Consider the following 19,447-nt stretch of genomic DNA (forward strand, 5'->3'; position numbering starts at 1 on the left):
TTTTTAATTATTATAACAATAAAATTTTAACTATATTTAATGATTAATTTCTTTTTCATTATAGGAAAATACAGGCAAAGCCCATCGATATTTAATGGCTAAAAGTCTTAGAATAACTCCTATAAATAAAGTAACTAAAGTGCAAAGAAGAGTGTGAATTTGTAGCCACATTGTCAAAAGATAGTAAAGCGCACCCGTTATAATAGCAATGCCAGCATAAATTTCTTTTTGAAACACAAGTGGAATTCTCATACAAAAAATATCTCTTAAAATTCCACCAAAGACACCTGTAATTGCAGCTGCTACAATTGCAATAATAAAACCATAGTTTAATTTCATGGCAATTTGTGCTCCAAGAATGCTAAAAACAACAAGTCCTATGGCATCGAGTGTTAAAAATAAAGCTTCCAATCTTGTTACTATGCTAGGAATTCTAGTTGCAGCAAGAGCAAAAAAACAAACTAAGAGTATATATTCTGGATGTTTTACCCAAGTGAGTGGATAATGCCCTAAAAGAACATCGCGTATGCTTCCGCCACCTATAGCAGTAACCAAGGCTATAAACATAACCCCAAAAAGATCCATTTTGTGTTTTCCTGCTGCTAGGGCTCCTGTCATTCCTTCTGCTGAAATTCCTATAATATAAAGCACAGTTATGGTTAATTCACTCAGATCCATCTTTATCCTTTAAAATTGATCACAAGAGACTTTATAATGATTGATTTTTTCATCATCCACTTCATGATTTGGCACTTGGTAGCATTCTTTGAATTTTGGAGTTCGGATGATTTTAATATAAAAACTAGGTATTGCAATATTGTTTTTTATGCGTTTTGGATTTTTGTTATAAAGAACAAGATTTAAAACCTCCACGCTTTGAAATTTTAAAGCTAACTTTCTTTCTCTTTGCTCAATTTCGTTCCAAACCTTAGCATTGATTTGCTCATTTTGCGGAGTCATATTGCTCATTAAAAAAACGGAATTTTGAGCAGCTTTACTAAAACGAAATGAAGCATTTGAAGCTGTATGCCCACGAGTATATCCACTGTGTTTATAATCACTCCAAGTGGTGCGATATTTTTTAGGAATATTGGTATCATCTTCAAAACGTGGTCGTTTTTTAATTTGTTTCATTTTTAAATTGGAGGCTTCAACTTTGTAAGCAACTGCCTTTGTGCCCTTTAAAGAGTAATCATAGCAATTGATATAAAAAAATTTATTTAAAACTTGAGAACAATTAAAAGAATTAAAATAGGAAGAAAACTCTTTGTTTGGCATGTAAGATTCAAGGGCAAATGCGTTAAGAAAGCATAAAAATATTAAAATGAGTTTTTTCATTAAATTTCCTTATCTTTACTTGTGCAAAGATGATTTAAAAAGCATTCTTTGCATAGAGGTTTTTTTGCTTTACAGGTGTATCTTCCAAAAAGCACCATGGCTTGATGAAGATAATTAAGATTGTCTTTGAAAATACGCGTTAAATCTTCTTCTGTGGCCTCTGGAGTTTTTGCCTTACTAAGATTTAGGCGATGAGAAACTCTAAAAACGTGAGTATCTACAGCCATAAAATTAGCTCCGCACCATTCGATTAAAACAACGTGGGCAGTTTTTTGTCCCACTCCTGCTAAAGATTTTAAATCTTTTTCGTTTAAAGGAATTTCTCCGTCAAAATTTTCACAAACAGCCTTTGCCATTTTAATAAGATTTTGCGCCTTATTATTAAAAAAAGAACAGCTTTGGATATAACTTTTTAAACTTGCTAGATTGGCATTTGCTAAACTTTGGATATCCGGATAAGCTTTAAAAAGATCCGGAGTGATTAAATTCACTCTTTTATCGGTGCATTGAGCAGAAAGCATCACGCAAACTATAAGTTCATAAAGGTTTTTAAATTTCAATTCTGTTACAGGTTTGTCAAAATTTTTTAAAAAAAGTTCTTTGATTTGTAAATTTCTTTTCATTTTTTTATTTTAGTTAATTTGCTTTAAACCAAGTTGAGATATAATAGATTTATCTTATATTTTATATTAAAAAGGAAACTCGATGAAAAAAATTTCTCTAGTCGCGGCAACTTTGATTTTTGGTGTAGCTTTAAGTGCAAATGCAGCTACAGTAGCTACTGTAAATGGTAAAAATATTAGCGATACTGAGGTAAATGATTTTTTTGCTCCTATGCTTAGAGGTCAAGATTTTAAAACTTTACCAGAAAATCAAAAAAAGGCACTTACGCAACAATATATCATTCAAGATTTAGTTTTGCAAGATGCTAAAAAACAAAATTTAGAAAAAGATCCACTCTATACAAAAGAGCTTGATCGTGCAAAAGAAAGTATCTTAGTTAATGTATATCAAGAAAAAATTTTAAATTCTATTAAAGTAGATCCAGCTAAGGCTAAAGCTTTTTATGATCAAAATAAAGATAAATATGTAAAACCTGCTTCAGTTCAGGCAAGACATATTTTAGTTTCTAGCGAAAAAGAAGCTAAAGAAATTATCAATGAGCTTAAAAAATTAAAAGGTAAAGCTTTAGAAGATAAATTCAGTCAAATTGCTAAAGAAAAATCTATAGATCCAGGTTCAAAAAATCAAGGTGGAGAGCTTGGCTGGTTTGATCAATCAACTATGGTAAAACCTTTTACAGATGCAGCTTTTGCACTTAAAAATGGTACAATTACAACCACTCCAGTAAAAACAAATTTTGGATATCATATTATCTTAAAAGAAAATTCACATCCAAGAGAGCAAATCAAATTTGAAGATGTAAAACAAGGTATTGAAAACGGGCTTAAATTTGAAGAATTTAAGAAGGTAATGAATCAAAAAGGTCAAGAACTTTTAAATAACGCTAAAGTTGAGTATAAATAAAATGGGTGTTTTAGATATTGTTAAACCAGGGGTTATAAGCGGTAACGAGCTTAATAAAGTTTATGAGTATGCTAAAGCAGAGGGATTTGCAATCCCTGCTGTGAATGTTGTTGGAACAAATTCTATTAATGCGGTTTTAGAAGTTGCTAAAAAAGTCAATTCTCCCGTAATTATTCAGTTTTCCAACGGGGGTGCCAAATTTTACGCCGGCAAAAATTGTTCTAATGGGGATGTTTTGGGTGCTGTTAGTGGGGCTCAACATGTTCATTTGCTTTCTAAGGCTTATGGAATTCCAGTTATTTTACATACCGATCATGCCGCTAGAAAGCTTTTGCCTTGGATAGATGGCTTGATCGCAGCAAATGAAGAATTTAAGAAAAATCACGGACAAGCGTTATTTAGTTCTCATATGCTTGATCTTAGCGAAGAAAGTTTAGAAGAGAATTTAAAAACTTGTGAAGAGTATTTGAAAAAACTTGATACTTTGGGGATTTGTCTTGAATTAGAACTTGGTTGCACAGGTGGTGAAGAAGATGGCGTTGATAATACGGGTATTGACAATGCTAGACTCTATACTCAGCCTGAAGATGTAGCTCTTGCTTATGAAAGACTTGGAAAAATCAGTGATAAATTTTCAATCGCAGCAAGTTTTGGCAATGTGCATGGAGTCTATAAACCTGGCAATGTAAGCTTACAGCCTGAAATTCTCAAAAATTCTCAAAAATTCATAAAAGAAAAATTTGGACTAAGTAGTGATAAGCCAATTAATTTTGTTTTCCATGGTGGAAGCGGAAGTGAATTAAAAGATATTAAAGATGCGGTAAGCTATGGTGTGATTAAAATGAATATCGACACAGATACTCAGTGGGCTTTTTGGGATGGAGTTCGCGAGTATGAAGCTAAAAATCATGCTTATTTACAAGGCCAAATTGGAAATCCAGAAGGCGATGATAAACCAAATAAAAAATACTACGATCCACGCGTATGGTTAAGATCGGGCGAGGAAAGTATGATTAAGCGTTTAGAAATTGCTTTTGAGAATTTAAATTGTATTAATAAAAACTAAGCTTCGTGCTTAGTTTTTATTTTAGTTTAAAGATTGTTTTTTAAATAATTTTTAAAGTAAAATTTTATTATTGATTAGGGATTGTTTATATGGAAGTAAAATCGGATGAAATTGCGGAACTTATTTTGCCTGAAAGTAAAGAAAGAAAAGGATATTTTGTTTATTTAAAGATTATTTTTATTCCTGCTTTGCTTTATTTTTTGATTTTGCTGGGTTATTTTCATGTTATAAATTTTGAAGTTGAATTACATACAGTTGTTATGACAGGGATTATTTTCTTTGTAGCGCTTATTTTTGCACGTCATAATTCTGAATACGCCTATAGTATTTTTGAACAACAAAAAGATGAATTTAAACAAGCTTTAAAACGACATATTATGAAACATTTTCTTGCCATAGGAAAAGACACAAAATCAAATGCTAATTTTGATGATTTTGCTTATAGTTATATTAGAGAAACTAGAAATGAAAACTTTGCAAGTATAGGTTCAGCAATTTTTCCTATGATGGGAATTTTAGGAACTTTTATCAGTATTGCAATTTCCATGCCAGATTTTAGTTCTAGCAATACAGCGGCTTTAGAGCAAGAAATTGCAAATTTATTAAGCGGAGTAGGAACTGCTTTTTATGTTTCAATTTATGGTATTTTTTTAGCTCTTTGGTGGATTTTTTTTGAAAAATTTGGCAAGAGCAAAATCGAGCGTTTGTTAAATCGTCAAAAAAATTCTACAAGTGGATTTTTTTGGACTAAAGAGGAACTTGATCAAAGATATTTGAGTGAAAGTTTGCAGCATTTTGAAAAGATCGGTGCTATTTTTAAACAAGTGAGTAATCAGGATTTTTTTGCAGAGCTTGATCATGCTATCGATAGAAAATTTAAAATTTTTCAAGATATGATCAATGTTGAAGAAAAAGCCATAAGATTAAGTGGTGAACATATTAAACAGACTATGGGAGAATTAAGTAGAGCACAAAGAGATCAAAGAGATCTCGGTAAATTATATAGTGAAATGCTTAATGGTATTGGCATACTTAATCAAAATCTTAAAGAAGTTAATATGCGTATGTCAGAACAATATAATCGTTTATTGGATATTAGCAATGAAAAAATTCAACATTTTGATAAAACTTTAGGTGTTTTTACAGAGGAAGTAGAGCGTTTCAGTCATAATTTTAAACTTTATGAGCAAGAAATGCTTCAAAGTCAAGAGAAGATTTTTGAAGGATTTAAAACAAGTCTTTTTGAGGGAATGCATAAATTTAAAGAAGTGTATGAAGAAGAAAAAAATATTGATGAAAAAATTAAAATGATGGGAGAATTTAAGAAAGAAATTCAAGATCTCAATGAAGAAACCAATGAAGTGATGAAAAAAATTGGTAAAGAAGTAGAAGAAAAAGAAGTTAATATTGAAGAAAATAAAAATACAGAGCAATTAGATCTTGCTAAAGAAGATGAGCAAGAAAAAGAATCGGATCTAGAAAAAACAAGTGAAGAAAAAAATCATGAAAAATGATTTTAAAGAAGATAATAATTTTTGGATAGCCTATGCTGATTTAATGGCAGGCTTACTTTTTGTTTTTATTTTGCTAATAGGTGCTATTGTGGTTAAATATGTTTTAACTCAAAGTGATCTAAGAGAGATTAAAGATAGTCTGACCAAACAAGAAGCACGGTTGGAGGAAAATAAACAAGAATTAAAAAATAAAGAAGCAATTGTTTTTAAATTGAGTTCTGATTTAAACAATGCTTCAAGTGCTTTAGATCTTGCAAATTTACAAAAAGCAGAACTTGAAGCAAATATAACTAACTATAAACAATTAAGTCAAGACTTAAATTCAACTCTTGACAATAAAGACAAGCAAATTCTTATTTTGCTTGGACAGCTTGAAAAAAAAGATGAAGAATTATCCAATTTGCAAGAAGAATTTAAACAAGCTAAGGAAAAAATTCAAAATTTAGGACTTATGCGTGAGAATTTGAGCAAAGAATTGCAAAAAAAGCTTGATAGTAATATTACGATCAATGATAAAACAGGAGCAATTTCTTTACCTGCTGAGGTTTTGTTTGATAAGGATTCTTATGTTTTAAAAAATGAAGCAAAGGCAAGATTGAGAAAAATTTTAAGTGAATATTTTGATGCGATTATGAATGATCCAAAAATTTTATCTAATATTGAAAATATTATTATCGAAGGGCATACAGATAGTGATGGTTCTTATATTTATAATTTAGATTTATCTCAAAAACGAGCTTATGAAGTGATGAATTTTATTTATAGTTTCTATAAAGATCCAAGATTGCAAAAACTTTTGATGGCAAGTGGGCGTTCTTTTTCTGATCCTATTATGATCAATGGAGTAGAAGATAAAGACAAAAGTCGCCGTATAGAAATCAAATTTAGTATTAAAAATGATAATGCCTTAAAAGATGTAGAAAATTTTTTTGAATTCCATTAAAATTTCATGAGATGCTAAAATCTACCATTGATAAAATTTGTTTTAAAGGTTTTGAATTTTATGTAAAGCGTGATGATTTATTAGGTGAAATCAATGGTAATAAGGCTAGAAAACTTGCTTTTTATTCTTCTAAAACCTATACCAAACATCAGCGTTTTATTAGTTATGGTGGCATTCAGAGTAATGCAATGGCTGCACTTAGTTTTTTTTGTTTTCAAAGAAATATAAAATTTATTTTTATCTGTAAAAAAATTCCATCCTATCTTAAAGAAAATCCATGCGGCAACTATGCTTTAGCTTTAAAAAATAAGACTGAAATCATAGAAACTGATGATAATCTAAAAGAATATGCCCTATCTTTGTGTAATAAAGATGATATTTTTATAGAACAAGGTGTGGCTAATTTAAATGCAGAACAAGGCTATAAAGAATTAGCAAGTGAAATTAAAGAACAAAGTTTGGAATTGAATTTAGAATTTGATATTTTTTTACCATCTGGCACAGGAACTTCTGCCGCTTTTTTGGCCAAACATTCTCAATTTAAAGTTTTTACTTGTGCATGTGTTGGTGATGAGGATTATTTAAAAAAACAAATTTTAGAGCTAATGCAAGATTATGATTTTAAAAATTTACAAATTTTGCAAAAAAATCAAAAATACCATTTTGGAAAACCTTATAAAGAAATTTACCAACTTTATAAAGAATTAAAACAAGAATGTTCTATAGAATTTGACTTGCTTTATGATATGATAGGCTTAAGCGTTGCGTTAAAAAGAAAATGGGAAAAGCCTTTGCTTTATATACATCAAGGAGGCATTTTGGGCAATGCTTCCATGCTGCAAAGATATGCTTTTAAGGGTTTTAAATAGTTTTTATTTTCTTAGATATACTAAGAGGTTTTTACAAGCTAGAGAAATGATTTTATATGTTTCATCAAAATTTCCACTATACCAGGGATCAGGAACTTCATCATAACCCAAATCAGAAGCAAAATCAGTCATTTTTAAAAGTTTATTTTGAGTATTATTAAATTTTTTTAAAACATTGTTAAAATTAGAATTATCCATAGTGATTAAAAAATCACTTTCGTCACAGAGTTTTTGCGTGAGTTTTTTACTCTTGAAATTTGGATGCTCGATATTAAGACTTTGAAGTTTGGTTTTTGTACCAAAATGCATCCCTTCACCATCGTGTTCTCCTGAAGTGCCTGCACTGGTAATGAAAAAAAGTTCTTCTAAGTTATTTTTTTTGATTAAATCTTTCATGACAAATTCAGCCATAGGAGAGCGACATATATTTCCTAAACATATAAAGGTTATTTTTTTCACATTTTTTCCTTGTGTTTTAATCAAAAATTATAAAAAGTATCATACAATAAAACTATGGAAAAATTCAATAAAACTTTGTGGATATGTTGGTTTGGAGTTTTTACTACAAGCATGGGGCTAAGTCAAATTGCTCCTATTTTGCCTTTATATATAAAAGAATTAGGGCATATTAATCCCAATGATATTGCATTTTATTCAGGACTTGCTTTTGGCGTAACTCCGCTTGGAATGGCTATTTTTTCACCTCTTTGGACTTTTTTAGGTGCAAAATATGGTTATAAAAATATGTTGCTTCGTGCGAGTTTAGGGATGTCAATTTTAACCTTATGGCTTAGCTTTGCTCATAGTGCTACAGAAGTAGTTTTAATACGTGCTTTAACAGGAATTGTTTCTGGTTTTACATCCGCATGTGTTGTTTTTATAGCAGTGATTGCACCTAAAGAAAAAGTAGCTTACGCTTTAGGCACTCTTTCTACTGCTTCGGTTAGCGGTAGTTTGATAGGACCTTTGTTTGGTGGGTTTGTCGCTGAGTTTTTAAGCATCAGCACTGTTTTTGATCTGATAGCATTTTTGATCGCTTGTTCTTTTGTGACAATTTATTTTTTCATCCATGAGGATAAGAAAAACAAAGAAATTCAGCAATACACTCATAAGAAAAAAGAAAATAAAACTCTTATTGTTATCCTTTTTATCACAACTTTTATCATTCAGTTTGGAACTTTTGGGGTTATGCCTATTTTAAGTATTTTTGTAGAAAAAATTCACCAAGGGGGTAATTTAGCTCTTTGGGCTGGAATTGTTGTGGCTTCAAGTGGTGTGAGTAATTTGTTTTTTGCACCGAGAATTGGTAGTTTTGCAGATAAAATAAATCCGGTTAAGATAATTTTTTCTTCTTTGATATTTTGTGGAATTTGTTTTTATTTGCAGTCTTTAGCCACAAATGTTTATATGTTGATTTTTATAAGATTATTAATAGGGGTAGCACTTGGCGGTCTTTTGCCTTGTGTGAATGCTCTGCTTAAAAAAAGCGTGAGTGCAAAAAATTTGAGTGTTATTTTCGGCCTTAATCAAACATTTCAATTTTTAGGCAATTTTTGCGGAGCCTTTGGAGGGGGAGTAATAACAGCTTATTTTAAAATAGAAATGGTTTTTATTCTCATGTGTTTTATTTTTATACTCAATGCTTTAATTTTTTTATTGTTTAGAAAGCATATTTAATTTTTTAAAATTTCTTTGATTTTTTCATATTCAGCTATAAGCTGTTCAAGGGAAAAATTTAAATTTGCAGGGGAAGTGGATGGTAAAGCAATAGCATCTAATTTGGGATAGAATTTTTTAAAAAAATGATAAGCACTTTTTCCTGTAGTAAAGATGTGTTCTATTTGGGCATGATTAAAAATAATATTTAAATCATTAGCCTTAGCATAACTTATGGTTTTATCATCAGAATTTTTTATTTTACAACTTTGAAGTATATCCCAAAGGGCTATTTTATGATTTTTTAAAAATATTTTTTGTTCTTTTATGCTTGATAATTTTACCGAGAATAAAATTTCAAAAATAGGCCAAAATCTATTTCTTGGATGTTGATAGTAAAAGCCATCTTTTCTAGATTGGATTGAAGGAAAGGATCCTAGGATTAAAATTTTAGAATTTTTATCAAAAAAAGGTTTTAAAGGATGAGTGAGAAAATCACTCATTCGCATAAATCCACAGAAATTTTGCCATTTTTAATTTCACTTACTTTTACTTTTAAAATATCTTGTTCTTTGATATTTAAATGTTTTATTTTAGAATGATGAAGCAAACCATCTATATCGTCTTTAAGTTCTACAAAGGCTCCAAATTGAGTGATTTTTTTAACCATTCCTTCAAATTCTTGGCCGATTTCAAATTCTGATATTTTCTTTTCTTTTAGTGATTTTTTATGAGTTTTATGAGACGTTGTGATATTTAGAATATAATTTTTAGCAGCCATAATTTGTTCATTATCACAGCCTGAAATTTTTACCTCACCTTTATCTCGGTCAAGATCAATGGATACATTAAATTTCTCTATAATTTCTTTGATGGTTTTGCCACCTTGACCTATAATATCTACAATTTTAGATGGCTCAATATTAAACAGTTCTATTTTTGGTAAAATTTCTTCATTAACAACAATTTCTTTTGCCGCTTTTTCCATAATATCTAAAATATGGAGTCTTCCTTCTTTGGCTTGATAAAGAGCAATTTTTAATTTTTCTTGATCTATTCCACCAAGCTTAATATCCATTTGTAAAGCAGTGATACCATTTTTATTTCCAGCAACTTTAAAATCCATATCCCCATCGTGATCTTCAAGCCCCATGATATCGGTTAAAACTGCAAATTGATCGTTTTCAAAAATCAAGCCCATTGCAACTCCAGCAATCAGATCTAAGCTAGGAACTCCTGCAGCACGCAAGGCTAAAGAACCTCCACAGACTGTAGCCATAGAGCTTGATCCATTGCTTTCTAAAATTTCACTGACTAAGCGGATAACATAAGGATAATCTTGTGGCACACTTGGATATAGAGCTCTTTTTCCTAAATTTCCATGTCCTAATTCTCTTCTGCTTGGTGCTTTAATAGGACTAGCTTCGCCCACTGAAAAACCTGGAAAATTATAATTTACCATAAAACGTTCGCTTACAGGATTTTTTTCATTGAGTAAATCTATCATTTGGGCGTCATTATCTCCGCCTAAAGTTGCTACAACTAAAGCTTGAGTTTGACCCCGTGTAAAAAGACAAGATCCATGGGCGTTAGGGAGTATATTTGTTTCTATACTAATAGGTCTTACTTCTTTTAAGCCTCTGCCATCAGCTCTTTTTCCCTCATTTAGAATTTGAGAGCGTATGATATTGCGTTTGACTTTATTTAAAGTACTAAGCACGCTTTCTTCGTCCCAATCTTTGGCGATATCTAATTTCATAATTTCTTTAGCAATTTTATTTAATTCGCTGGCTCTTTCACTTTTCGCCATTTGATTGATAGCTTGTTTGATATCATTATAAAAATTATTTTCTAAAAAGGTGAAAATTTCTGGATATTCGATTTCATCTTTTAATTCTATAGGATTATTTTTTTTGTGTTTCATGAAAGTTTTTTCATAAATACTTGATCCTTCTAAGATGGCTTTTTGAGCCAAATTTAAAGCTTCTAAAGTTTCATCTTCACTTAGCTCATTCATAACTTGAGTATTTTCTGGTACAATTTGAATAGGTGGTTGATTATCTGGAAATTTGATTTCTATCATTGCAAATTCATCACTTGGTAAAGCTCTCATTTCTATCATTAAAAGTTCATCTTTTACTCCAGAAACATAAAGATCTAAAGTACTTTTTTTTAGTTCTTCATGGTTAGGATTTAAGATAAAGTTACCATCTATGCGTCCTATACGAACCCCACAAACTGGAGCTTTTATAGGAATATCACTCAAATAAAGTGCCGCACTAGCAGCATTTAAACTCATTATTTGTAAGTCTGTTTGGGGATCTACTGAAAGAACCATAACAACAATTTGAGTCGGATAGGCATATCCTTTTGGAAAAAGTGGGCGCAAAGATCTGTCTATGATTCTAGCTGTAAGAGTTTCAGCATCAGTTGGCTTAGTTTCTCTTTTGACATAACCTCCTGGAATTTTACCTGCGGCATAAGCTTTTTCTATATATTGAACGGTTAAGGGTAAAAAATCCTCTTCAACTAGTTTTTCTTCTCTTGCAACTGTTGCTAATATAACACTTTTTCCTTGTCTCATTAAAACAGCACCGGAGGCTTGTTTTGCCACTTTATCTATATCAAAGATTTCTATATTTTTATTCACTTGAATTTCGTATTGCATTGTTTGTCCTTTTTTTCCAGATAATAAATGGGTTAAATTTTTAAAAATATTCAGCAAGTATCTTTCCTTTAAATTTTATTTTCAGTTTCAGCTAGTGAAAAATCATATTTAATTCCACCTATTGGGTAAAAATTAAATACAAAATAAACTCCGCTTTGATTTTTTGCAGTAATTCCAGCACTTGTAAGCTGTGGATCAATTCTTTCTCTATACATCAAAGAATAATTCCAACATTTTCTTTGGAAAGTATATCCAAATTCCCACATATTTGCATGTGCTCTTTGAGTGTCAAGCCAAATTCCTCCAAATAAATTGTAATTTGGTGTTATGATATAATTTGCGTGAGTTCCTATGAAATTATATTTACCATATTCGTTATTTTGATAAGCATGAGAAAAATTCCAATTAAAATCAAAATTGGTGCTAAATTCGATTTGATTGATCACATTGGTAAATCTTTGCTCTTTATAAGAATAAAATGTTTCATTGCTTAAATTGATATAATCATTATAGTAATAAGTTATTAAATTTTTTAATTGATCAAAGTGGTGTTGTTTGCTTAAGTATTCGAGATTGAATTTATGTTTTAATTTTTTTTGACCCAAATCATTGTAGAAATATTGAACTGTATAAAAATTGATTTGATCGTCTTTTTGAGTGGTGGATTCTTCAAGATAATTTTCGCTAATATTTCCAGATTTTGCTCCAAGCAGTGAATATTCTAAGCCAAAATTTAAAGTATGAAAAAAATATCCATAATTTTTTGAAAGATCTGTATAAAAATTAAAGCTATGGGTATTTTGAAAATAGTGTTCATGATCTTTTCTAGGATCATGGGTGTAATTAACAAAAGAGGCAAAAAGATGCTCTGTAAAAGTGAAATGAAGTAAGTCATTAAAAAAAGCATTATGGTATGAAATTGGCAATTCTAAATTAATTTGATTAGCATAAGGACCTACTTGGCGATAAAAATTATGAAAGCTTGCGTCAAAAGAATAACGCAAACGCTCATCAAATAAATTATTTAAAAATCGGTGATACTGAAAGCTTGGATATTCTTGCAAGGTTGATTTATTGTTTAATTTAGAGGTATCAATATAGTATTTTCCATAAGCTCCATAATAATTGTTTTCATCAGCTAAAAAATAATTGATCCTAGAGGTGACTAATGAATTAAGATCGTAAGTATCTTTTGAGCTAAGATTAAAATAATCTATATCATTAATATAAATTCCATCAATCCATAGCCCTTCTTGAAAATTATCCCCCAATAAAGATTTAACTAAATCATCCCTAGTATATTTTAGTTCAATACCAGCATGAGTTTTATTTTTTAAATTTTCTTTGTGATAATAAGAAGATTTTTCTCTAAAACCTCCAAAATTAAGTTCTCCCATGGAATAAGGCGAATCTACAAATCTTAAAGTAGAGTAAAGTCCAAAACCTCTATTGGTTCTAATTTGAGGGTTAAATTGTAAGTCCCAATTTTCATCTGTTGCTATATAAATAGGTTGTTCATAGTATAAACCCTCGCCTCTTTTTAGAACAATTTTAGGGATTAAAAGTCCGCTTTGTCTATGTGTATCAGCACTAAATCCAAAATAAGGTAAATAAAATATAGGTATATCTTTAACGTATAATCTTGCATTATATAGATGAACAAAATTATTTTTTCTATTTAACCAGCCTTTGGAAAATCGAATTTCCCAATCTGGATCTTCAACATTACAACTAGAAACTGAAGAAATTTTGCTTTCAAAAACTTTATCATTTAAATAACTTTGTTTGCTTTGAAACCAAACTTCTAAATTGTTATTGGAAAAGAAAAAATTGTCAAAATGTGCTTCATTGGAGTTTAAATTTATTTTTGCATAATTTGAATGCGATCGTTCATTTTGTCCTCTTAAAATATTAACATCACCAAAAAGCTCTATATCTCCACTTTTTTCGTTATATATTGCTTTATTTGCAGTGATGAAATAAAAATCTGAAAAGATAACTACATCATTTTTTGCTGTGAGTATATCTCCTTCTTTCTTTGCATTTAGCGCATAAATATCAACTTGTGCTGCATTTAAAGCAATATTTGTAAAACATAAAAATAAAAATTTACGCCACATTGACCACTACTGTTTTTGCTGCATAATCTTCCCATGTTTTACGCAAATCATTGCCTAAAGCCCATGCAAATCCTAAAAAAAATGCACTATTGCTAAGCTCGCTAACACTAGCTCTTATGCAACTTTGAATTAAGTTGGGTTTATCTAAAAGATCTTCATCCAAAATGATTATTTTACATATCATTTTTCCTAAACTTGCACCGTATAAATAGGTAAAAATGATTTGATATATCAAGTGAATTAAAATAAAGCTAAAGCTGAAATTACGTGATACTTCAATCATTTCCATTAAATCTTTTGCTTGAGATAAAGGAGTATAAAAGATGATATAAATAATAAAAGAAAGGATAAAATTATCTATAAAATAAGCTAAAACTCTTTTTTTAAAACTAGCAATACTTAAATTTTCACGTTCTAAACGAGTGGCTAAATCTTCTTTCATTGGATAACCTGATAAGCAATATCTTTTCTAAATTGTTTTCCTTTAAATTCAACATTTTCACAAAGCTCATAAGCCTTTTTTTGTGCTTCTTTTATATCTTTTCCTACACCAACGCAGACTAAAACACGCCCTCCATCGGCCATTAATTTATCATTATCTAAGCTAACTCCGGCATAAGAAATATGGGTATTTTCTGGAATATTTTTTATAGAGATTTCTGTTTTTTCGGAACTTTTGTATGGGTAATTTTCACTAGCACAAACAACTCCGACGGCGTATTCTTTTTTTATATTGATTTTTGTATTTTTTAAACGTTTTTGGGTTGTAGCTAAAATTAATTCCAAAGGATTTTCAATTAAAGGCATTAAAACTTCGCATTCTGGATCGCCAAAACGCACATTAAATTCTAAAACATAAGGTTCTTGATTGACAACCATAATTCCTATAAATAAAACCCCACTAAATTCACTACCTTCTTTTTTCATTCCAGCTAAAGTAGGAATAATGATATCTTTTTTGATTTTTTCAAGCAAATCTTCACTGGCTAAAGAACTAGGTGCATAAGCTCCCATTCCACCGGTGTTTGGACCTTTATCTTGATCAAGAAGTTTTTTATGATCTTGAGCTGCAGGTAATAAAACAAAATCATCCCCATCACAGACTGCAAAAATACTAAGTTCAAATCCATCTAAAAATTCTTCTATTACTATGAATTTTCCAGCATCTCCAAAACTTTCCCCACTAAGCATTTTAGAAGCTGAGTCAATAGCTTCTTCATGAGTTTGTGCGATAATCACTCCTTTTCCAGCACACAACCCATCTGCTTTTACAACTATAGGTGGTGTTAAGGTTGAAATAAATTCTTTGGCTTTTTCTAAATTATTGGTGTTTAAAAATTTAGCCGTTTTAATTTGATATTTTTGAAGAAAATTTTTCATAAAGGATTTTGATGTTTCAAGCATAGCAGCAGCTTTGCTTGGTCCAAATATAGCAAGATTATGTTGTTTAAAAATATCTACAATCCCTTGGGCTAAAAAATTTTCACTTCCTACTATACAAAGATCAATTTCATTTTCTTTTGCGTAATTTGCTAATTCTAAAGGTTTTTCAAGATTGATATTTGTGCCAAGACTTTTGGTTGCACCATTTCCAGGGGAGAAGAAAAAATCTAAATTTTGATCTATATTTTTTAAAGCTAAAGCGATAGAATATTCTCTAGCACCGCTGCCTAAAATCATTATTTTCATTTATTCTCCTTTAATAAAACCCAAACAGCCGCTATTAAAGTTGACCCCAAAAAGTCAAAAGAAAACCGTTAGGCGATTTTTAAAGGCTGCAACTTCTCACTTCTTTCGAAATTCAAACGACGCCACAGACACGGTAAACCGCACACTCACAGTAATTAAAAATGTGTTGGATCACTAAAAATTCGCGTACCGTTTAGGCACGAAATTATAGCTTAATTTAGCTTAAACTTACGTTTTAAATAAGCTTAAATTTGGTTTTTCCTGTTTTATCAAAATGTTTTCCTTGTAATATAATATCTGCCACACTTTCCCAAACGTGCTTTTCGTCAATATAAACAATATCAAAAGTATTATCACGCATTAAGGATTGATAATTAACTTTTTTAGGAGCATATTTTACGATATAATAAGGATTTTGAGCAAAATTTTCAATTTTTAATTTGCAAAGCAAATCCAAATCTGAAGTGACAACTAAAAATTTTCTCCTTTGTTCCTTTGCGATTTTTTGAATATAAATTAAAAGTTTTTGATCGAATGGATTAAGAGCTGATTTATTTAACCTGCTTAAATAATGTTCTGCAAAAGAAAGAGAACAAAAAGAATTTTCTATATTAGTCATTGAAAAATAAGAATTTTTTACCCCTGAAGATTTTATTGATAAATGCCAAATTTTAATATCCATAATCGTAGCACATAGATTAAGCCCTGTAACTATTTTTTTAAAAAGTTTTTCACGAGAAAGTTTAAAAGCATTTTCAAAAATATTATAATTTTTTTTATAAAAGTCTTCCTGAAGAGCTTGTAATCTTTTAAGTGAGGTTTTATAGCCTTCTGATTCTTTTTGCAGGTTTTCTAATCTTTCTTGACGTGCTTTAATTTTTTCTTGATCAGGATTGGCTGCTTTGGATTTAAGATTAATTTCAGATTGTAAGGTTTTCATTTGAGCTTCAATGGATGCGAGTCTATTTTTTTTAGTGTCTATAGTTGCTATAAGAGCTTGATAATGACACTGTAAAGATAAAAAAGTTTCGTTAAAAATTTTAGTTATATTAGGCTTACGATCTGTAGCCATTTGTTTATAAGAATTTTCTAGGTGCATCATAATGCTTTTTAAGGCATTAAATTGAGTTTGATCAATAGAGTTGTCCATAAAAATAAGGGTATCATAAGCCTTAAATAAAAATCTTTTAATGATTACATAATCTAAAATACACGGAATATCTTTTTCATCTTCTAAATTTGCTTGTAAAGTTTCTACGGATAAAATTTCGTGAGCAAAATATTTTTGTATAGCTTGAGGAATGGTAAAAGATAAAGGAATTTTCTCAATAGAATCAAAATCTATGGTTCTATAAAGTTCTGTAATATAAGCACTTCTTCTTGAATTTTGCAAATCTTCCAATTCATCATCATCATTTGTTTTCCAAAAATCATTTTCTGTAATAAAATCTCCTTCTTTAAATTCTTGAAATTTAGAAGGTCTTATACTTGTAATTGTTTTATTAACAGGAGCAGGTGCTCCATTTGCATTTTTATTTTCAGCTGAAAGAGTTCTAAACTCCACAAACATTCCAACTGTAGGCATACTTTTCTTATCATTCCAAATTTGACGATTAAAATCAAAAAAGGTATTTGCTGAATTTGTAACAGTCCCTCGTCCTGTAGAGTCCATATAGATAGCTATCTTTCCGTGCATATTTCATCCTTGAAATGTTTTAAAAGGATATTTTAACTTTATTTTTATAAAATTTTAATAATAGATTTAAGATTTTTATTATTAAAATTCACATTAATTTCACATATTTTTTTATAATTATTATTTTTTTTAGGATATTTTATTTTTTTAAAGGATAATTATGTTTTTTTATTATTATTTAAAAAATCCTAAACAAGTGGGAGCTTTGTGTCCTAGTTCTAAAAAATTAAGAAAAGCAATCACTCAAAATATAGGTTTAGAAAGTGTTAAAAATATAGTTGAAATAGGACCAGGAACAGGAGCATTTACAGAAGCCATACTTCAAAGAAAACATAAGGATGCTAAATTTTTTGCGATAGAAATTAATGATCAAATGGCACAAAAACTTTCTAAAAAATATGAAAATTTAGATTTGCAAATTGGAAATGCCGAGAATTTAGAGTATTTTTTATATCAAAGATCTATGTCAAATGTAGATGTTGTAGTTTCTGGAATTCCTTGGGCTTTGTTAAAAAATCATGAACAAGAAAAGCTTTTAAACGCAATTTATAAAAATTTATCCAAAGGTGGATATTTTACCACTTTTGCTTATATAATTCCAAGCCCTTCGAGTAGGGCTTTTCGTTTAAAAATATTTGAACTTTTTAGTGAAGTTAAAATTTCAAAAATAGTGTGGCAAAATATCCCACCGGCCATAGTGTATTATTGTAAGAAATAATTACTCCCATTCTATTGTTGCGGGTGGCTTGCTTGATATATCATAAACTACGCGATTGATTCCTTTTACTTCATTGATAATACGACGACTGATATTTTCTAAAATTTCATAAGGTAGATGTGAAAAAGTTGCGGTCATTCCATCACTTGCATCTACAATACGCACACAAATAGTATTGTCATAAGTGCGATTATCTCCCATAACGCCGACACTTTTTACATTTAAGAGCACACAAAATGCTTGCCATGTTTTATCATACCAACCAGTACTTTTTAATTCTTCAAGTAAAATAACATCTGCTTGTCTAAGTAGATTTAAACTAGGGCGATTAACTTCACCCATAATGCGTATGGCAAGGCCAGGTCCAGGAAAAGGATGACGATAGACAACTTCTTTACTTAAACCTAGTTCCAAACCTAAGGTTCTTACTTCATCTTTAAAAATTTCTTTCAAAGGTTCGATAAGTTTTAGATTCATTTTTTCAGGTAAGCCTCCGACGTTGTGATGACTTTTAATAGTCTTGCTAGCGCCGATGACTGAACTTTCAATGATATCGGTATAAAGAGTGCCTTGAGCGAGATATTTAACATCGCTATGTTTTTTTGCTTCTTGTTCAAAAACTTCTATAAAGGTGTTTCCTATGATTTTTCTTTTTTGTTCAGGATCGATTACTCCGGCTAAACGACTTAGAAAAATTTCACTCGCATCAATGCTTATAAGATCTGTTTTTAGTGTGTTTTTAAACATAAATTCTACTTGTTCACGTTCGTTAGCACGCAATAAGCCATTATCTACAAAAACAACGATGACTTGTTTTTTAATCGCACTTGATAAAAGTGCTGCCACAACACTACTATCAACCCCACCACTTACAGCACATAAAACTTTATCATTTCCAACTTCTTCGCGAATTTTTTCTGTTTGAGTTTTAGCAAAAGAGCCCATATTCCAAACACTTTCGCAATTACAAGCGTATTTGGCAAAATTTTTCAAAATGTTTTTACCAAATTCGCTGTGCTGAACTTCTGGGTGAAATTGTAAAGCAAAGAATTTCTTTTCTTCATTAGCAAAGACGCAAAAAGGACTATTTTCACTCGTTGCTAAAACTTCAAAGCCTTGAGGTAAATTTTCTACTTTATCAGAATGACTCATCCATACGGTTTGTTTTTTAGGTAAATTTTTAAATAATGCACTATCTTTTTGAATTTCTATGGTTGCTTTTCCATATTCTTTGTGTCCTGCTGGAGCAACACTAGCGCTAAAATGATGTGCCATTAGTTGCATACCATAACAAATTCCAAGAATAGGTAAGCCCAAATCAAAAACACCTTTGTCGCAAAAATAAGCATCGGTTGCATAAACACTTGCTGGACCACCGCTTAATATAATGCCTTTAGGTTCTTTTGCTTTAATATCAGCTAAGCTTACATTAAAGGGTAAAATTTCCGCATAAACCCCTTGTTCTCTTAATCTTCTAGCGATTAATTGTGTGTATTGAGAGCCAAAATCTAAAACTAAAATATCTGCTTTTTTCATTATATCACCACCTATTGAGTTGTTCATATTTTTTAATGCTTTTTATAGAGCCATTTTGTTCATAAGTCGTGTATTGTGGATCGCCTTTATATCCACAAGAGCACAAA

General features: G+C 30.2%; 18 protein-coding genes. 7 read left to right on the plus strand and 11 right to left on the minus strand.

What is annotated here, in order from left to right; all coding sequences use genetic code 11:
• Positions 1–36 precede the first annotated feature (36 nt).
• Genes CQA75_RS05055 through nth form a run of 3 tightly spaced genes read right to left on the minus strand, consistent with a single transcriptional unit; the run spans position 37 to position 1,961 of the window.
• Positions 37–678 (minus strand): trimeric intracellular cation channel family protein, encoded by a 642-nt coding sequence (locus CQA75_RS05055; protein WP_137623944.1) that lies wholly within the window; start codon positions 676–678, stop codon positions 37–39.
• A 9-nt stretch (positions 679–687) separates the two neighbouring features.
• Positions 688–1,338 (minus strand): DNA/RNA non-specific endonuclease, encoded by a 651-nt coding sequence (locus CQA75_RS05060; protein ID WP_137623945.1) that lies wholly within the window; start codon positions 1,336–1,338, stop codon positions 688–690.
• Positions 1,338–1,961 carry an endonuclease III gene (gene nth / locus CQA75_RS05065; RefSeq protein WP_137623946.1) on the minus strand — a complete coding sequence of 208 codons (624 nt, stop codon included), beginning with the start codon at positions 1,959–1,961 and terminating at the stop codon, positions 1,338–1,340. Before nth ends, CQA75_RS05060 begins: the two co-directional genes overlap by 1 nt.
• Before the next feature lie 82 nt (positions 1,962–2,043).
• Here nth and CQA75_RS05070 point away from each other — a divergent pair, with 82 nt between their 5' ends.
• From CQA75_RS05070 to CQA75_RS05090, 5 genes are all read left to right on the plus strand, one after another.
• Positions 2,044–2,865: a peptidylprolyl isomerase gene (locus CQA75_RS05070; protein ID WP_137623947.1), complete on the plus strand. Its 822-nt coding sequence runs from the start codon at positions 2,044–2,046 to the stop codon at positions 2,863–2,865.
• 1 nt (position 2,866) lies between these two features.
• Positions 2,867–3,931 carry a class II fructose-bisphosphate aldolase gene (fbaA, locus tag CQA75_RS05075; protein WP_137623948.1) on the plus strand — a complete coding sequence of 355 codons (1,065 nt, stop codon included), beginning with the start codon at positions 2,867–2,869 and terminating at the stop codon, positions 3,929–3,931.
• 89 nt (positions 3,932–4,020) lie between these two features.
• Positions 4,021–5,445 carry a MotA/TolQ/ExbB proton channel family protein gene (locus CQA75_RS05080; protein ID WP_137623949.1) on the plus strand — a complete coding sequence of 475 codons (1,425 nt, stop codon included), beginning with the start codon at positions 4,021–4,023 and terminating at the stop codon, positions 5,443–5,445.
• The gene (locus CQA75_RS05085) at positions 5,435–6,388 is read left to right on the plus strand and encodes an OmpA family protein (protein WP_137623950.1); all 954 of its coding nucleotides are present in this window, start codon (positions 5,435–5,437) and stop codon (positions 6,386–6,388) included. The genes CQA75_RS05080 and CQA75_RS05085 overlap by 11 nt, the downstream gene beginning before the upstream one ends.
• A gap of 11 nt (positions 6,389–6,399) precedes the next feature.
• The gene (locus CQA75_RS05090; RefSeq protein ID WP_137623951.1) at positions 6,400–7,257 is read left to right on the plus strand and encodes a 1-aminocyclopropane-1-carboxylate deaminase/D-cysteine desulfhydrase; all 858 of its coding nucleotides are present in this window, start codon (positions 6,400–6,402) and stop codon (positions 7,255–7,257) included.
• Positions 7,258–7,260: 3 nt separating this feature from the next.
• Here the strand turns inward: CQA75_RS05090 and CQA75_RS05095 are convergent, their stop codons facing one another.
• A complete protein-coding gene (locus CQA75_RS05095) occupies positions 7,261–7,716 on the minus strand; it encodes a low molecular weight protein-tyrosine-phosphatase (protein ID WP_137623952.1) in 456 nt (151 codons plus the stop codon).
• A 54-nt stretch (positions 7,717–7,770) separates the two neighbouring features.
• On the opposite strand from CQA75_RS05095, the gene CQA75_RS05100 reads away from it, so the two are divergent.
• On the plus strand, positions 7,771–8,934 hold the full coding sequence (locus tag CQA75_RS05100) for an MFS transporter (RefSeq protein ID WP_137623953.1): 1,164 nt from the start codon (positions 7,771–7,773) through the stop codon (positions 8,932–8,934).
• On the opposite strand, the gene CQA75_RS05105 is transcribed toward CQA75_RS05100, so the two are convergent.
• The 6 genes from CQA75_RS05105 to CQA75_RS05130 all read right to left on the minus strand — a co-directional run bounded on the left by CQA75_RS05105 (position 8,931) and on the right by CQA75_RS05130 (position 17,086).
• Positions 8,931–9,416 carry a DNA-deoxyinosine glycosylase gene (locus CQA75_RS05105; protein ID WP_137623954.1) on the minus strand — a complete coding sequence of 162 codons (486 nt, stop codon included), beginning with the start codon at positions 9,414–9,416 and terminating at the stop codon, positions 8,931–8,933. The genes CQA75_RS05100 and CQA75_RS05105 overlap by 4 nt on opposite strands.
• On the minus strand, positions 9,413–11,581 hold the full coding sequence (locus CQA75_RS05110; RefSeq protein WP_137623955.1) for a polyribonucleotide nucleotidyltransferase: 2,169 nt from the start codon (positions 11,579–11,581) through the stop codon (positions 9,413–9,415). The genes CQA75_RS05105 and CQA75_RS05110 overlap by 4 nt, the downstream gene beginning before the upstream one ends.
• Positions 11,582–11,649: 68 nt before the next feature.
• Entirely contained in the window at positions 11,650–13,701 is a 2,052-nt protein-coding gene (locus tag CQA75_RS05115; protein ID WP_137623956.1) for an LPS-assembly protein LptD, read from the minus strand.
• Positions 13,691–14,143 (minus strand): RDD family protein, encoded by a 453-nt coding sequence (locus CQA75_RS05120; protein WP_137623957.1) that lies wholly within the window; start codon positions 14,141–14,143, stop codon positions 13,691–13,693. The genes CQA75_RS05115 and CQA75_RS05120 overlap by 11 nt, the downstream gene beginning before the upstream one ends.
• Positions 14,140–15,390, minus strand: coding sequence for a phosphoribosylamine--glycine ligase (gene purD / locus CQA75_RS05125; RefSeq protein WP_137623958.1), 1,251 nt, complete (start codon positions 15,388–15,390; stop codon positions 14,140–14,142). The genes CQA75_RS05120 and purD overlap by 4 nt, the downstream gene beginning before the upstream one ends.
• Positions 15,391–15,625: 235 nt before the next feature.
• Entirely contained in the window at positions 15,626–17,086 is a 1,461-nt protein-coding gene (locus CQA75_RS05130) for a nucleotide exchange factor GrpE (RefSeq protein WP_137623959.1), read from the minus strand.
• A gap of 160 nt (positions 17,087–17,246) precedes the next feature.
• Here CQA75_RS05130 and CQA75_RS05135 point away from each other — a divergent pair, with 160 nt between their 5' ends.
• Positions 17,247–17,804 carry a class I SAM-dependent methyltransferase gene (locus CQA75_RS05135; RefSeq protein WP_137623960.1) on the plus strand — a complete coding sequence of 186 codons (558 nt, stop codon included), beginning with the start codon at positions 17,247–17,249 and terminating at the stop codon, positions 17,802–17,804.
• Here the strand turns inward: CQA75_RS05135 and guaA are convergent, their stop codons facing one another.
• Positions 17,805–19,340, minus strand: coding sequence for a glutamine-hydrolyzing GMP synthase (gene guaA / locus CQA75_RS05140; protein ID WP_137623961.1), 1,536 nt, complete (start codon positions 19,338–19,340; stop codon positions 17,805–17,807).
• Positions 19,341–19,447: the final 107 nt, after the last annotated feature.

Origin of the sequence: Campylobacter taeniopygiae, from assembly GCF_005406225.1 — a bacterium.
In the GTDB taxonomy this organism is placed as follows: domain Bacteria; phylum Campylobacterota; class Campylobacteria; order Campylobacterales; family Campylobacteraceae; genus Campylobacter_D; species Campylobacter_D taeniopygiae.

What these genes read in the sequence shown, in the direction of transcription:
- CQA75_RS05055 (WP_137623944.1), bottom strand. Translation starts at nt 678, where the DNA reads ATGGATCTGAGTGAATTAACCATAACTGTGCTTTATATTATAGGAATT.
- CQA75_RS05060 (WP_137623945.1), bottom strand. Translation starts at nt 1,338, where the DNA reads ATGAAAAAACTCATTTTAATATTTTTATGCTTTCTTAACGCATTTGCC.
- nth (WP_137623946.1), bottom strand. Translation starts at nt 1,961, where the DNA reads ATGAAAAGAAATTTACAAATCAAAGAACTTTTTTTAAAAAATTTTGAC.
- CQA75_RS05070 (WP_137623947.1), top strand. Translation starts at nt 2,044, where the DNA reads ATGAAAAAAATTTCTCTAGTCGCGGCAACTTTGATTTTTGGTGTAGCT.
- fbaA (WP_137623948.1), top strand. Translation starts at nt 2,867, where the DNA reads ATGGGTGTTTTAGATATTGTTAAACCAGGGGTTATAAGCGGTAACGAG.
- CQA75_RS05080 (WP_137623949.1), top strand. Translation starts at nt 4,021, where the DNA reads ATGGAAGTAAAATCGGATGAAATTGCGGAACTTATTTTGCCTGAAAGT.
- CQA75_RS05085 (WP_137623950.1), top strand. Translation starts at nt 5,435, where the DNA reads ATGAAAAATGATTTTAAAGAAGATAATAATTTTTGGATAGCCTATGCT.
- CQA75_RS05090 (WP_137623951.1), top strand. Translation starts at nt 6,400, where the DNA reads ATGCTAAAATCTACCATTGATAAAATTTGTTTTAAAGGTTTTGAATTT.
- CQA75_RS05100 (WP_137623953.1), top strand. Translation starts at nt 7,771, where the DNA reads ATGGAAAAATTCAATAAAACTTTGTGGATATGTTGGTTTGGAGTTTTT.
- CQA75_RS05105 (WP_137623954.1), bottom strand. Translation starts at nt 9,416, where the DNA reads ATGAGTGATTTTCTCACTCATCCTTTAAAACCTTTTTTTGATAAAAAT.
- CQA75_RS05110 (WP_137623955.1), bottom strand. Translation starts at nt 11,581, where the DNA reads ATGCAATACGAAATTCAAGTGAATAAAAATATAGAAATCTTTGATATA.
- CQA75_RS05115 (WP_137623956.1), bottom strand. Translation starts at nt 13,701, where the DNA reads ATGTGGCGTAAATTTTTATTTTTATGTTTTACAAATATTGCTTTAAAT.
- CQA75_RS05120 (WP_137623957.1), bottom strand. Translation starts at nt 14,143, where the DNA reads ATGAAAGAAGATTTAGCCACTCGTTTAGAACGTGAAAATTTAAGTATT.
- purD (WP_137623958.1), bottom strand. Translation starts at nt 15,390, where the DNA reads ATGAAAATAATGATTTTAGGCAGCGGTGCTAGAGAATATTCTATCGCT.
- CQA75_RS05130 (WP_137623959.1), bottom strand. Translation starts at nt 17,086, where the DNA reads ATGCACGGAAAGATAGCTATCTATATGGACTCTACAGGACGAGGGACT.
- CQA75_RS05135 (WP_137623960.1), top strand. Translation starts at nt 17,247, where the DNA reads ATGTTTTTTTATTATTATTTAAAAAATCCTAAACAAGTGGGAGCTTTG.
- guaA (WP_137623961.1), bottom strand. Translation starts at nt 19,340, where the DNA reads ATGAAAAAAGCAGATATTTTAGTTTTAGATTTTGGCTCTCAATACACA.